Origin of the sequence: Hydrogenoanaerobacterium saccharovorans, from assembly GCF_003814745.1 — a bacterium.
In the GTDB taxonomy this organism is placed as follows: Bacteria; Bacillota; Clostridia; order Oscillospirales; family Ruminococcaceae; genus Hydrogenoanaerobacterium; species Hydrogenoanaerobacterium saccharovorans.
On record NZ_RKRD01000001.1, the window covers coordinates 1589667 to 1603931 of the forward strand.

At 42.3% G+C, this 14265-nt stretch carries 15 protein-coding genes; 8 read left to right on the forward strand and 7 right to left on the reverse strand.

Annotated elements, in window-relative coordinates; genetic code table 11:
- Nucleotides 1-66: 66 nt before the first annotated feature.
- The 5 genes from ispF to EDD70_RS07485 form a co-directional block, all read right to left on the reverse strand.
- Complete coding sequence (ispF, locus tag EDD70_RS07465) at nt 67-543, reverse strand: 2-C-methyl-D-erythritol 2,4-cyclodiphosphate synthase (RefSeq protein ID WP_092751437.1); 477 nt, start codon at nt 541-543, stop codon at nt 67-69.
- Nucleotides 540-1256, reverse strand: a complete 717-nt coding sequence (gene ispD, locus EDD70_RS07470; RefSeq protein WP_092751435.1) for a 2-C-methyl-D-erythritol 4-phosphate cytidylyltransferase — start codon at nt 1254-1256, stop codon at nt 540-542. Before ispD ends, ispF begins: the two co-directional genes overlap by 4 nt.
- Before the next feature lie 23 nt (nt 1257-1279).
- The gene (locus EDD70_RS07475; RefSeq protein ID WP_092751433.1) at nt 1280-2677 is read right to left on the reverse strand and encodes a S1C family serine protease; all 1398 of its coding nucleotides are present in this window, start codon (nt 2675-2677) and stop codon (nt 1280-1282) included.
- 186 nt (nt 2678-2863) lie between these two features.
- Nucleotides 2864-4447: an ABC-F family ATP-binding cassette domain-containing protein gene (locus tag EDD70_RS07480; protein ID WP_092751431.1), complete on the reverse strand. Its 1584-nt coding sequence runs from the start codon at nt 4445-4447 to the stop codon at nt 2864-2866.
- 144 nt (nt 4448-4591) lie between these two features.
- Complete coding sequence (locus EDD70_RS07485) at nt 4592-5179, reverse strand: DUF4358 domain-containing protein (protein WP_162840773.1); 588 nt, start codon at nt 5177-5179, stop codon at nt 4592-4594.
- A gap of 278 nt (nt 5180-5457) precedes the next feature.
- Between EDD70_RS07485 and EDD70_RS07490 the strand changes: the two genes are divergently transcribed.
- The 8 genes from EDD70_RS07490 to hisIE all read left to right on the forward strand — a co-directional run bounded on the left by EDD70_RS07490 (nt 5458) and on the right by hisIE (nt 11896).
- Nucleotides 5458-6864: an MATE family efflux transporter gene (locus tag EDD70_RS07490; protein ID WP_092751427.1), complete on the forward strand. Its 1407-nt coding sequence runs from the start codon at nt 5458-5460 to the stop codon at nt 6862-6864.
- Between the two features lie 135 nt (nt 6865-6999).
- A complete protein-coding gene (locus tag EDD70_RS07495; protein WP_092751425.1) occupies nt 7000-8124 on the forward strand; it encodes an ATP phosphoribosyltransferase regulatory subunit in 1125 nt (374 codons plus the stop codon).
- Between the two features lies 1 nt (nt 8125).
- Complete coding sequence (gene hisG, locus EDD70_RS07500) at nt 8126-8767, forward strand: ATP phosphoribosyltransferase (RefSeq protein ID WP_092751423.1); 642 nt, start codon at nt 8126-8128, stop codon at nt 8765-8767.
- Nucleotides 8764-9372, forward strand: a complete 609-nt coding sequence (gene hisH / locus EDD70_RS07505; RefSeq protein ID WP_092751421.1) for an imidazole glycerol phosphate synthase subunit HisH — start codon at nt 8764-8766, stop codon at nt 9370-9372. The genes hisG and hisH overlap by 4 nt, the downstream gene beginning before the upstream one ends.
- Nucleotides 9373-9407: 35 nt before the next feature.
- Nucleotides 9408-10133 (forward strand): 1-(5-phosphoribosyl)-5-[(5-phosphoribosylamino)methylideneamino]imidazole-4-carboxamide isomerase, encoded by a 726-nt coding sequence (hisA, locus tag EDD70_RS07510; protein ID WP_092751419.1) that lies wholly within the window; start codon nt 9408-9410, stop codon nt 10131-10133.
- Nucleotides 10134-10135: 2 nt separating this feature from the next.
- The gene (gene hisF, locus EDD70_RS07515; RefSeq protein ID WP_092751417.1) at nt 10136-10891 is read left to right on the forward strand and encodes an imidazole glycerol phosphate synthase subunit HisF; all 756 of its coding nucleotides are present in this window, start codon (nt 10136-10138) and stop codon (nt 10889-10891) included.
- Nucleotides 10892-10956: 65 nt separating this feature from the next.
- Nucleotides 10957-11229 carry a hypothetical protein gene (locus EDD70_RS07520; RefSeq protein WP_092751415.1) on the forward strand — a complete coding sequence of 91 codons (273 nt, stop codon included), beginning with the start codon at nt 10957-10959 and terminating at the stop codon, nt 11227-11229.
- A gap of 16 nt (nt 11230-11245) precedes the next feature.
- Entirely contained in the window at nt 11246-11896 is a 651-nt protein-coding gene (hisIE, locus tag EDD70_RS07525; RefSeq protein WP_092751413.1) for a bifunctional phosphoribosyl-AMP cyclohydrolase/phosphoribosyl-ATP diphosphatase HisIE, read from the forward strand.
- 303 nt (nt 11897-12199) lie between these two features.
- Here the strand turns inward: hisIE and EDD70_RS07530 are convergent, their stop codons facing one another.
- Nucleotides 12200-13246 carry a galactose ABC transporter substrate-binding protein gene (locus EDD70_RS07530; protein WP_092751411.1) on the reverse strand — a complete coding sequence of 349 codons (1047 nt, stop codon included), beginning with the start codon at nt 13244-13246 and terminating at the stop codon, nt 12200-12202.
- 71 nt (nt 13247-13317) lie between these two features.
- Nucleotides 13318-14265, reverse strand: coding sequence for a substrate-binding domain-containing protein (locus tag EDD70_RS07535; RefSeq protein WP_092751409.1), 948 nt, complete (start codon nt 14263-14265; stop codon nt 13318-13320).

Consider the following 14265-nt stretch of genomic DNA (forward strand, 5'->3'; position numbering starts at 1 on the left):
CGCAATCTTTTACTAATAGCAAAGCTTTTTTGTATTGCATTGTCAACGTTTTTAACCAGTCTTGGGCTACGATAAGCGTTCAAGCAAACATACGGCATGTGCCGATATCCCCTCTTCTCTGCCTGTAAAGCCCAAATTCTCTTCGGTAGTTGCTTTGATGTTGATATCTTCAAGAGGGATACTGCATGCCGCAGAGAGATTATGACGCATTTGCATAATATAATCTTTCAGCTTAGGGCGCTGTGCAATGACAGTACAATCAATGTTAACGATAGCATAGCCCAGTTTTTTAAGCTTATCCATTACCGCACGAAGAAGTATGATGCTGTTTGCACCTTTAAAAGCCTCATCTGTATCGGGGAAATGTTTGCCGATATCGCCCAATGCTGCCGCTCCCAAAAGAGCATCCATTACCGCATGAGTAAGAACATCGGCATCCGAATGCCCGAGCAAACCAAGCGTATGGGGTATCTCCACTCCGCCTAGAATCAGCTTTCTGTTCGGTACAAGCTTATGTACGTCGTATCCGTGCCCTATTCTCATATACCATCCTCCATCTGCTCCAACAAAGCCTGCGCATAAGAAATGTCATCGGGTGTTGTTATTTTAATATTGTTGTAGTGCCCGTGCGAAACATATACCTTATGCCCGATAGACTCCACCAGCTGGCAGTCGTCGGTAAAATCGGTGCCGTTTTCATCGGCTTGCTGCATTGCCTGTTTATACAGCGAAATTTCAAAAATTTGCGGAGTCTGCGCAATAAACAAATTCTCGCGGTCGATGGTTTTTTCAACAAACCGCTCTTTATCTATCGCTTTAATCGTGTCTTTTACTTTTACGCCCAACAACGCGGCACCATACACCATTGCATCTTCAATGCAGGCATCGATTGCACCTGTCAGCACCAAAGGCCGCGCCCCATCATGGATAGCGATGTATTTGCAGCGGTCATCGATGCAATTCACCCCGCAAAAAACAGATTCTTGGCGTGTTCTGCCGCCCGCTACAATAAACTTTACCTTATTTGCAAAGAACTCGCGCACCTGACGGTTCAGCTCGGGAATGCTTTCTTTTTTGGTAACAACAATAATCTCATCCACTTTATTAGAATGTTCGAATGCCAATATACTGCGAATGACAACAGGCATACCATCTATTTCAACCAATTGTTTATCAATACCGTCCATACGGCTTGCATTACCTGCGGCAACTACTACCACCGAAACAAACGGTCGATTTTTTTTCTTTCCTAACATCACAAACCTCCAAATAGTACTGTTTAGAGCGCCAATACCTGTTCTGGTGAACGGAGCACATCCGTCTCGGGTGGAATTTCCTCAATATCTTTAGATTCATCTTCGCCGCCTTTTCCATCGGGAAAAAGGTCTTTATATAAATCCATTAAATTGGGTTCATCCTCATCCTCGATTAGTGCAGCTGTTATATCCAAAAACTCATTTTCGTTGGTATCTGTATTATAACGGTTGATTTTTAGCTTAATGCTATCTTCTGCTTTTTTACCTTTGATTGCATCTTTCACATCTTTAAATGAAGCAACTGCTTTGCCGTCCAATCCCGTAATCACGTCACCTATCAACACACCTTTCTCTGAAAGGTTGCTGCCTTCACGCAGTGCCTCAACATATAAGCCCACCGGCATACGCTTAATGCGTGCCATTTCTTCGGTAACCTCATGCGCTGTAATACCAAGGCAAACTCTGCCCATCACTTTGCCGTGATTCATAAGGTCGTCTATAATCGGTTTTGCGTCGCTGATTGGAATTGAAAAGCCCAATCCCTCCGTACCGATATCAATGAGCTTTGCAGAGTTAATGCCTATTACCTGCCCGTAGCTGTTTACAAGTGCCCCGCCCGAGTTACCGCGGTTGATTGCCGCATCCACTTGAATGGCACCTGAATAAAGCGTGTTTCCCGACGAAACCGAACGATTGAGACCGGAAATAATCCCTTGTGTTACGCTGCCTGCAAAATCTTCGCTTTGCGGCGTACCGATGATTAGAATTCGTTCCCCTACTTTAACATCGGCAGAATTGCCCATTTCGGCGGGTGTAAGTTCCAATCCGATGTTTTCTGCATCAATTTTAATCACTGCAAGGTCGGTTCGGCGATCTACACCAACAATTTCGGCTTTATAATCTCCTTTTCCGCCATCAAGCACAACCTTGATCGTATCGGCATAATCCACCACATGTGCGTTTGTGATTATATAGCCGTCTTTTTCCATAATAATACCGCTGCCTACCCCACTTAGAGTTTCTCCCATCATCGAAATTTTCACCTTGATGGTAACAACACTTGGTAGCGCTTTTTGTGCAGCCGCCTCGCTTGAAAACGCCGCGAACGTAGTGCTTTTTTCTTGGTCTGTTTGCGGTTTACTGTTAAGTGCAAGCCCTTTGTAAGGGGTTTCTGCCATCTCACTGCTATGCCTTGTTGTTATACCCTTATAATAGTTTAAGGCTGAAATAGCACCGAAAACTGCAAGTGTCAACACACAAATGCATACAATTGAACCGGCAACTATACCAATCACTTTTAATGTGTGTTTTCGTGGTTTTGCCAAAGTCGGCTGTTCTAACGGGGTATTTTGTACTTCGTTTGATATTGAATTTTCATCAAACGGTTCTCCCGCTTGATTGTTTTCAAAACTCTCTGGCATAGTATCCCCACCTTATCAATGTCATAGTCTTATGATAATACAACATGCATAATATTACAAGCAAAATGCTTGTAATTAATAGCAAACCAAACAAAATTTACTTATAGTCCATAATATATTTCAAATCCAAAAGAAATGCACTCTTTGCCTGCGGCAAAGAGTGCGTTATAGTATAAAATTTGCTTTTTATTTGCTTTCGAGATACTCATCGTAGGTGCACATACGGTCGATACACCCATTTTCGGTAACCTCAATAATACGGTTTGCTATGGTTTGTATAAACTGATGGTCGTGCGAAGCAAACAAAATTACACCTTTAAAATCAATTAAGCCGTCATTTACCGCGGTAATCGATTCAAGGTCAAGGTGGTTGGTTGGCTGGTCCAATAACAGAACATTAGAGCCAAACATCATCATACGCGAAAGCATGCAGCGTACTTTTTCACCGCCTGAAAGTACCTTAACCGGCTTATTAACATCATCGCCTGAGAAAAGCATTTTACCGAGAAAACCGCGCAGATACGTTTCATGTGTATCGCTTGAATACTGTTCGAGCCATTTGATGATAGAAAGGTCGCAATTGTTAAAATATGCAGAGTTATCCGCAGGGAAATAAGATTGCGAGGTGGAAACACCCCATTTAAAGGTACCTTCATCTGGTTCAATCTCTTCAGTGAGGATTTTAAACAAGGTGGTATTTGCAATTTCGTTTTCGCTTACAAAAGCAATTTTATCGCCCTTAGCTACACGGAACGATACATTGTTAAGCACTTTTACACCATCAATGGTTTTGCTAATACCTTCAACCGCGAGAATTTCTTTACCCGGCTCTCTATCCATAACAAAGCCCACATAGGGGTATTTTCGGGAAGAAGCAGGCATTTCTTCAACCGTTAGCTTATCAATCAACTTTTTACGGCTGGTTGCCTGTTTTGATTTGGATTTGTTTGCAGAGAAACGTTGGATAAATGCCTGCAACTCTTTGATTTTATCTTCGGCTTTCTTTTTCTGGTCATTCATCAAGCGCTGCATCATAATGCTGGATTCGTACCAGAAATCGTAGTTGCCGACATACATCTTGATTTTGGTAAAGTCGATGTCGACGATATGGGTACAAACGTTATTTAAAAAGTGGCGGTCATGCGAAACAACAATGACAGCGCCTTCATAGTCAAGCAAGAAATCTTCAAGCCAAGAGATTGACTTGATATCCAAACCGTTGGTAGGCTCATCGAGCAAGATAATATCGGGCTGCCCAAACAACGCACGTGCTAACAAAACCTTTACCTTTTCTTTTTCAGAAAGAGCAGACATCTGTGAATAGAGCATCATGTTATCGAGCCCTAAGCCTTGCAGTAGTTTGCCTGCATCGGTTTCTGCGTCCCATCCGCCCATTTCGGCAAACTCTGCCTCAAGTTCAGCAGCAAGGTTGCCGTCTTCTTCAGAGAAATCTGGTTTATTATAAAGCTCGTCTTTTTGTTTGAGTATTTCGTATAGACGAGGATTGCCCTGCAAAATGGTTTCGAGTACGGTAAATTCATCAAAAGCGTAGTGGTCCTGTTTAAGTACCGACATGCGAACTTTCGCATCCATTGAAATTTCACCTTTTGAGGGTTCCAATTCTCCGGATAGAATCCTTAAAAAGGTGGATTTTCCCGCGCCGTTTGCACCGATGACGCCATAACAGTTTCCCCCCTGAAACAACAGGTTCACGTTGGAAAATAAATTTTGCCCGTTAAAAGAAAGCGCCAAATCAGATACAGTAATCATAGTTCCTCCATATTTACGGCTATGCCGCTTATCGCAATATTATATATTAAAACACATACCGTAATATTATATCATACAAAGCCTTTTGTTGCAATTGCATCATGCAAAAAGGGGCGAACTGTTCGCCCCTTTGATTGCTTTAATTTATTTTTTTAATGCATCCAAAATCGATTTTTGCACCGTTGCTCCATCTTCAGACATTACCAGTACAATTGTACCGTCTTTAAGTGTATCTACGGTTGCAGAATTTGCAATCTCCTTTTGGTCGGGCAGATACTGCTCAAATGCTTTTTTCTCCTGTTCTACAAACCCGTTGACGGCGGCGAGAACCGCTTCACTTTTACCCTCGGCAGGTTTAATGATTGCAACGCCGTATGCTTTTATATTCACCATTGAAATGCTGATTGCGTATGCATCCATATCATCGGGGTTAAGCCCAGTCGTTTCAAAAACCAATTTCGCCTGCGGATCATCTTTCGACATGATTATGTTAACAGCATCGTTCATTTCATCCGTACGTGCCGCACTGATTATATTGCCAAGCTTTTTGTTTTCTTCTGGAATTTCAATATCCGGTTCACTTTCTTCAGATGAATCCGTTTCAGTTGATGTATCGGTACTTTCAGATACAGAGCTGCTTTCGGAAGGCGAGCTGTCATTGTTTTTGGGGGTACAAGCTGCCATAGATACGGCAAGTGCTGCGATAATAAGAAATGTAAGTAGTTTTTTCATTATGATTTTCTCCTCTAGTTTTAATTTTTGCGGTAGCAACGTACCGACTATATTTAGCATATCGTTAAATAGCACAAAAATCAAATAAACTTTTTGTGATATTTGCTAATAAATTGTGAATTATGTAAAAAAATTTGATTTAGCTGTTAAAAATTTGAGAGTACTTGTTAAATATGTTATAGTAGTATTACTTGAGTTCTTCAAACCGCAGGGATATCTCTGCGGTTTCGCTTATGTATCAAATATTTAGATTTAAGAAAGTAGGCTGAAATATCCGGATGGCGAACCTTTTACACCGTTTTTATACTACCGACCGAATGCTGAAGCAAGGTCAGGCAATCGGCAGCATCCCCTCAACACGCGAGGCATATCGAATTAATTTTGGCATTGCGTGGCCCTCTGCTGTTGAGGCTGTATTGGTGTCACTGATTTCTTCGGTGGATATAATTATGGTTGGGGTGCTTGGGCCGCAAGCAATATCCGCAGTAGGAATTACGGTGCAACCCAAATTTGTTATTCTTGCAGTGATTTTGTCGTTGAACGTGGGTGTTACGGCGCTGGTAGCACGGCGTAAGGGCGAAGATGACGAAGAAGGTGCAAACAGCTGTTTAAAACAGGCTCTTATGATTTCAACTGCTCTTTCCCTGATTATGACTTTGTTTGGCTTTTTTTACGCCCGCCAAATTATCGAATTCGCAGGTGCTCCAAGCGACATTTTAAAAGATGCAACTATTTACTTCAAAATTATTCTGGTAGGCAACTTTTTTTCATCCCTTGGGCTTACTATAAATGCTGCTCAGCGGGGAATCGGCAACACGAAAATCTCTATGCTCACCAATCTCGCCGCCAACGGCGTAAACCTTGTTTTTAACTTTCTTCTAATCGGGGGAAATTTGGGTTTCCCCGCACTGGGCGTGGCAGGCGCTGCCGTGGCAACGGTTATCGGCAACATTGTTGGTTTCATTATGTCAATACGTTCGATTATGCAGCATGACAGTTTTCTCAACATCCTTCGCAACCATAACTGGCGGTTTGACAGCAAAACCATCAAAGGCATTGCAAAGGTTAGTTCCAGTGCGATGGTAGAGCAGGTGTTTATGCGCATTGGCTTTTTTACATATGCTAAAGTAGTTGCCAACCTTGGTACGGTAGCATTTGCTGCTCACCAAATATGCATGAATATACTTAACATATCATTTTCATTCGGTGACGGCTTCGGCATTGCATCTTCGTCGCTGGTAGGGCAAAACCTTGGCGCAAAACGCCCAGACGTAGCAATTATATATGCTAAGGTGGGGCAAAGGTTTGCCTTCACAGTATCAGTGTTTCTTTTTACCGTTTTTATTGCAGGAAATACTTTCTTTGTATCACTTTTTTCAAAAGACCCCCAAATTATTGAAATGTCGCGCCCATTGATGGTAATTATAGCGATTACATGTTTGGGGCAAATTTCACAGGTTGTACTTTCAGGCTGCCTGCGCGGCGCGGGCGATACCACTTACACTGCCGTTGTATCGCTGGTTAGTATTGGTATTGTGCGCCCACTGATATCATGGGTGCTGTGCTACCCTGTGGGATGGGGGCTGAATGGTGCATGGATTGGGCTTTTAATCGATCAAGCTTTGCGGCTGACATTGATTTACTTTCGCTTTGCCAGCAACCGATGGACTAAAATTAAACTTTAGCAAATAAGAGGGCGACCAGTGGTCGCCCTCTTATTTTTTGTGCTTATTGAAAAAAATTATTAGAACAATCGCTTTACTTGACTAATATACTAAAGCGTGATATATTTATAAAAAATACAGAACAGGATGGTGGATATGGATTTGTTTTTAGGAAATCTAAAGGACGAAGAACGTGTTACATTTCAGCTTAGAAAGTTATTTGAACATCATGGATATAAAAAAGTACGCGTGCATAAATTCGAAGAATACAGCCTTTACATTGATAATAAGAATTTTCTGAAAACAGAAAACATCATCACCTTTATGGATCTTGACGGTAAGCTGCTTGCATTAAGGCCTGATGTTACCCTATCGATTGTAAAAAATTTGGACGCACAGAAAACCGACAGCTTTGAAAAACTTTATTATCTTGAAAAAGTGTACCGATTGTCTCGCCAGAACCGAGAATACAAAGAAATTGGCCAGATGGGGTTGGAGTGCATTGGTAAAATAGACGAGTATGCAACGATTGAGGTCATCCGTCTTGCTGTAAAAAGCCTTGGGGCAATCAGCGAAAACTATCTGCTGGATATTTCGCACATGGGTTTTCTGTCTGGATTATTGGAAGGGATTGCGATTGATGAACAATCAAAATACGAACTGGCAAAATGCATCCGCGCCAAAAATATATATGAACTCAAAACGCGATTAGACAAAATTAAACTATCCGACTTTTACAAAGATAAACTGTTGCAAATCCCACAGTTATACGGTGATTTTAACAAGGTGCTTCTGTCCGCACAAGCACTTGTGGTGAACGACACGATGCAAAAGGCACTGGACGAACTGAAAACACTGTATACCTCGTTTGAGGGAACTCCCCTCTCGCAAAAGTTAAATCTCGATATTTCCATTGTGAATGACCTTGACTATTACAATGGAATTATCTTTCAAGGATATGTCGAAAATATCCCCAAAGCCGTGCTTGCAGGCGGGCAATACGACAACTTGCTGCATAAATTGGGCAAAGATAAAGGTGCGATTGGGTTTGCGGTATATCTTGATGAATTGGAACAATTTTACCGCCGTGACATAAACAACGATGCAGATGTTTTGGTACTGTACGATACAATTGATAATTATAAGGAATTTTCAGCATTGATAGAAGATAAAATTGCACAAGGGCTTCGGGTACGTGTAGAGCGTGTAAAACCGCAAGGATTGCGTTGTAAAACCGTATTGCGTTATGCCAATAGCGAGCTCAAAAAGGAGGACATCTGATATGTTGAATATTGCACTGCCAAAAGGCAGACTGGGTGACCAAGTATATGAGATATTCTCGCAGATTGGGTACGATTGCAAGGCAATTTATGAGGATAACCGCAAACTGGTGTTTGAAAACGCCGATAACGGCGTGCGCTATCTGCTTGTAAAACCCTCAGATGTGGCGATATATGTGGAACACGGCGCAGCAGATATCGGTGTGGTAGGCAAAGATATCTTGTTGGAGAGCCAACCCGATGTATACGAACTGCTGAACTTGAACATTGGCAGATGCCGTGTGGCTGTGGCGGGCAAAAACGATTATATAGAACAACCCGACCGTATTTTGCGTGTTGCAACCAAATATGTAAACATTGCAAAGCAGTATTACGCTGGCATCAACCGCGAAATAGAAATTATTAAGCTCAACGGCTCAATCGAGTTAGCACCTATTTTAGGGCTTGCGGATGTAATTGTAGATATTGTGGAAACCGGCAGTACGTTGAAAGAGAATAATTTATGTGTTTTCCAAGATATTGTACCTATTTCGGCACGATTCATCGCTAACAAATCCAGCTTTAAATTTAAAAATGCAATAATCGAGGAGATGCTCGAAAAGCTCACTGCACTGCTAAAAGAACGTGAGGAGGCAAACAAATGATTGCTGTAATTGATTACGGCGTGGGAAACCTGTTTTCTCTCGTCAGCTCGCTGCAATATTTGGGGCTTACCGCTAAAGTGACTGGCAAACCTGATGAGATATGCGCGGCAGACCACATTATTCTACCGGGTGTTGGCGCATTTGCTGACGCAATGAACAAATTGCGCGAAACCAACTTGGACGCTACAGTGAAAGAGCAGGCTGCAATTGGTAAGCCGCTTTTGGGCATCTGCCTGGGGATGCAGATACTGTTTGAAAAAGGTTTGGAATACGGCGAGCACGACGGTTTGGGGCTGCTGAAAGGTGAAGTTGTACCGATAGCTGACGACCTGAAAGAGAAGCTTAAAATCCCACACATGGGGTGGAACCAATTAAAAATTGTACGTGACTGCCCCCTGCTAAAAAGCAGCAAAGACGGTGATTACGTTTATTATGTACACAGCTTTTACGCTAAGAACTGCGCAGAAAGCATTGCGGCGGTTTCAGATTATGGTATTCCCATAACAGGCGTAGTGGCGAATAAAAATGTTATGGGCACACAGTTTCACCCCGAAAAAAGCGGTGAAGCAGGGTTAAAGATTTTATCTGCTTTTGCAGAACTGTGACTCAATTCATTGCAGTGATTTGAAAGGATGACATTATGGAGATTTTTCCTGCAATCGACCTGCGCAACGGACAGGCGGTGCGTTTAAAACAGGGCGACTACAACCAGATTACCGTATATTCTTCTTCCCCTGCGGATGTTGCGCAGGAGTTTAAAGCACAAGGGGCACGCAACTTACACGTAGTGGACTTAGACGGTGCAAAAGACGGCTCACTTTCAAACTTTGATACTGTCTGCGAAATTATTAAAACAGGCGGGCTTTCGGTGCAGGTAGGCGGCGGTATCCGTGATGAACAGCGCATTCAAAAATACCTCAACCTTGGTGTAGAACGCGTAATTTTAGGCACCTCTGCACTTGACAGAAAGTTTCTCACCCATATGATTGCAAAATTCGGTTCGCAAATTGCGGTGGGTGTGGACGCCAAGAACGGTAAAGTAGCAATTAAGGGCTGGCGAGAGGTATGCGACATCGACTCGGTACAGTTTTGCCGTGAACTTGCAGACATCGGCGTACAAACCATTATTTATACCGATATTTCTAAAGACGGTGCCATGAGCGGTACGAATATGGAAATATATCATCAGCTAGCCAAAGAAGTAAACTGCCGTATTATCGCCTCGGGCGGTGTTTGTTTTGAGCATGAAATTTCTCAGCTCAGTGCACTGGGTACTTACGGTGTTATCATTGGTAAAGCCATTTATACAGGTGCAATCAACCTTGCAAAAGCCATTGCAATTGCAGACGGCAAACAGGAGGTATAGGCATGATTACAAAACGAATCATCCCCTGCCTTGATGTGCGGGACGGGCGCGTGGTAAAGGGTAAAAATTTTACAGGAATTCAGGATGTAAACGGCCCTGTGGAACTAGCCAAATATTATAACGATACCGGTGCAGATGAACTTGTTTTTTACGATATTACCGCAAGTGTAGAGCAAAGAAGCCTATTTACTGAGGTATTGCGCCGCGTGGCAAGCCAGATTTTTATTCCGCTTACGGTGGGCGGCGGCATTAATACCGTTGAAGATTTTGCACATGTTTTGAGCTGCGGTGCGGATAAAGTCAGCGTCAATTCGGGTGCAATCCGTAACCCAGAGTTGATAGCTCAAGCAGCACAAAAATACGGTAATCAATGCGTAGTGCTATCGATGGATGTAAAGCGTGTAAACGGCAAATTTCACATTTTTGCTAAGGGCGGGCGCGAAGATACCGGAATGGACGCAATAGACTGGGCGGTGCGCGGAGAGCAAAACGGCGCAGGTGAATTGGTGGTAAACTCGATTGATACCGATGGGGTAAAACAGGGGTTTGACCTTGAAATGCTTGAAGAAATTTCAAAGCATGTCAGAATCCCTATTATTGCATCCGGCGGTGCGGGCAAAAAAGAAGATTTTTCAGAACTTTTTCGCTTAAAGAGTGTGGATGCCGGATTAGCTGCGTCTATCTTCCATTACAAAGAACTTGTCATCCGTGATTTAAAACAATACTTAAAAGCGCAGCAAATTGAAACGAGAGTTTGACATAGCACCAACGCAGTGCTATTGTGTAAGCAAATACTCTGTATAGTGGTAAAGGAGGATGCTTTGTGCTTTTGTTTTGGCGTTGGAAAGAGGTTTATTTCGGAGACAATCTGAAAACATTTGCTGCTGTACGAAATTGCCTTGGTGCAAAAGGTATACGCTACCATTACCGCGTTGTGAACCAAAGCCATAGAGGTGGGCTGTTTGGAGCCGACAAAAGTCGTATTTATTATGGGAATCTTTTTACAAATAAAAAAGTGGAATTGCTTTATTATGTTTATGTAAAAAACAAAGATTATGAAGATGCACTTTACCTGCTGGATTGCAATCATATTTGAAAGGCTGAACTGAACAATGAAAATAGAAAAGCTGAAATTCGACGAAAACGGTCTTATTCCCGCTGTGGTACAAGATTATTACACGAAAAAGGTACTAACCGTAGCTTACATGAACCACGAGAGCCTGCAAATTAGTATAAAAGAAGGGCACACCTGCTTTTGGAGCCGAAGCCGACAGGAAATTTGGCGCAAAGGCGCAACAAGCGGCAATGTACAGAAGATTGTATCCATCACTGCGGACTGTGATTATGATGCCCTTACGGTTGAGGTGATTAAAAACGGGCCTGCCTGCCACACCGGGGCAGACAGCTGTTTTAATGAAGCTATTTATCAAAGTGAAGAAAGCAACGCTTTTTCGATGGATGCACTATACGAATTGATTGAAGGACGAAAAACAAACAAACAAGAGGGCAGCTACACCACTTACCTCTTTGATAAAGGGTTGGATAAAATTCTTAAAAAAGTTGGCGAAGAATGCACCGAAGTAATTATCGGGGCAAAGAATAATGATAATGCCGAAACCATATACGAAATTGCAGATCTTACCTATCACATTATGGTGCTGATGGTTGAGCGTGGGATTTCTCTTGCGGATATTGCAAACGAACTTGCAAAACGCCATGTGATTGATAAAAAGGTTAAACAGGAAACATGTAAAGCAGAATGAATATCTTTGATGAAAAACACGCGACTTTAATATTGTATCTTTTTGATGGACACTACCTAAAACATATTGCGTAAAGTTCATTATTTTTGCAATTATTTCTATCCATCCCATTTGATAATCTTTAACATATCGCTATTGTTTAAAAAAGGCCTTCCGTGAGCCGCCCCAGAAGGAATACACAGGAAAAAGAAAAGCCAATTGGAAGTGGTATAATAAACTGGTCACCAAGATAAGGGGAAAGAGCGAGCTTGATGGGCAGGCTCAAGGTTCGGATTTGAATTGCCGTGGTACACCAGAAAAAGTCTACAAAGCAATAGCATTTTCAATTTCATCTACATTCTCCTTTGTAACCGTCCTATGAGGTATCCATATGTAGCGTTGTTTTAAATCCGGTGGATTTTCCACCGTCTTTCCACCCGTAGAAAGCGCATACGCCAAATTAAAAATAGCTTCTGCCTGTCCTTTGGCATCGTTTAGTACAGTACCCATTAATGTACCGTCTTTAATTGCCTCTAACGCCGGAGCAATTGCGTCAATCCCAACAATCAGCGGTAAGTTCTCACATTCCATTTCTCGGAAAGTGTCAATCGCACCCAATGCCATATTGTCGTTATTACTCAGCACCATCTCAATTCTGTCGCCATATTTGTTCAGCCACTGTGACATTACCACACCAGCCTGTGCCCTCTGCCAATTAGCTGTTTCACTTTCAAGCTTTTCTACTTTTATACCAGCCTCTGTAATGGTTTTGATTGTTGACTCTGTGCGGATGAGAGAATCTTGATGCCCCTGTTCACCTTCCAAAATGACATACTGCAGTTTATCGTCACCGTTTTTATCCCACCGTTTTGGGTTTTTTCGATAGGATTCAACGACAATACCACCCTCCAAAACGCCCGATTCGTTTGCTAACGAGCAGACATAATAAAGCTTGTCCCATCGCTGCATGTCCTCTTCCACTGGCTCGCGGTTAAAAAAAACAATCGGCACATCGTTGGCTTTTGCATGGTCAATAATAACGGAAGCTGCTGTGCGATCTACCATATTAACACAAATGACATCGTAGTTCTGCTCTATAAACTGATTCACCTGATCATTTTGTAGGTTTTGGCTGCCCATAGCATCCATGATGTTAACTATAATTCTTTTGTTTTCAGAAAACTCCTTATTCTTTGCGAATTTCTCAATATGGGCAGGAATAGTCGAGATGAAGGGGTCCTCCATCTGGTACACCGTTACACCGATTTTTATCTGTTTGTCTTCCTTGACCGCACCCCCGCTGTTAAGACAAGTGACTGGGAGAATACCCAAGCAGACTGATACTACCAACCACTTGATTATTTTTTTCATACTGCCACTCCTTTTTTATGCAGAATTTGCAAATCCATTTTAATGTAGAGAGCCCCAAAAATGGATGTATTTTACCCACCAAAGGGGAATAGTAATCTTTGGTTTTCTGTGTCGTACATGTTGTCCTTGGAAATTATCCTGTATTCCACCGTAACAATCTTATCTATCCTTCTCCTGTTAATTGCATCTACCGCTTTCTCTACCCCTAGATAACCAATACTAAACTCATTTTGCACCACCGTTGCACAGATGATATTCTGCTCCATGTAATAAGCAATCTGATTGGTGGCACCAATACCAAAAAGATTCTGTCCTTGGATATGATTTTTTTGAAAGAGCTTTGCTGTATTCTCCAACCAAATGGAGTCGAGCGTCACAACGGCATCAAAGTTGTACGCTTGAAGGTTTGAGCAAAGCAAGGCATCCATTTTATTTACTTCTTTAATATGAATTTTTTTGGCTTTTAACACCGAAAGCAGACCCCTGCGTCGTTCTAGGATGCTGCTGCACGCTTCGTCCCCCCCAACCAGTAAAACCTTGCCGTTTGGAATGCCGGAGGTTATAATATTTTCTGCTAGTTTTACCCCCATTTCATAATTATTGGCTGATATATAAGATAGAATGGCATTGCTATGAATACTTGACTCAATGCAAACAATCGGCACTTGTGTTGCAGCTTCCTCCACAGACCTTACGAGACCAGTTGAAGAAGCCGCTGACAGTACAATAGCCTGTGCGCCTCCGGCAACTTCTCGTTGTATCAAAGCTTTCTGTTCTAACAAGCTGTTTTCTTCTGAAAGAGTAATAAAAGTAATGTTAGCGTGAAGATCATGCGCTGCCTGGTTTATCCCTTGCCTAATCCCTAACCAGTTGTCACCGCTTTGACCCCTTACAATCACAGAAATTGCATAAGAAGCCTGTGCATGATTTTTATCTTGTAAAATACCCACAAGGGCAAGTGTTTGCAGCAAAAAGATAAAGAGCACCGCCAGAAATTGATACAGCTTTTTAGGGGTCAT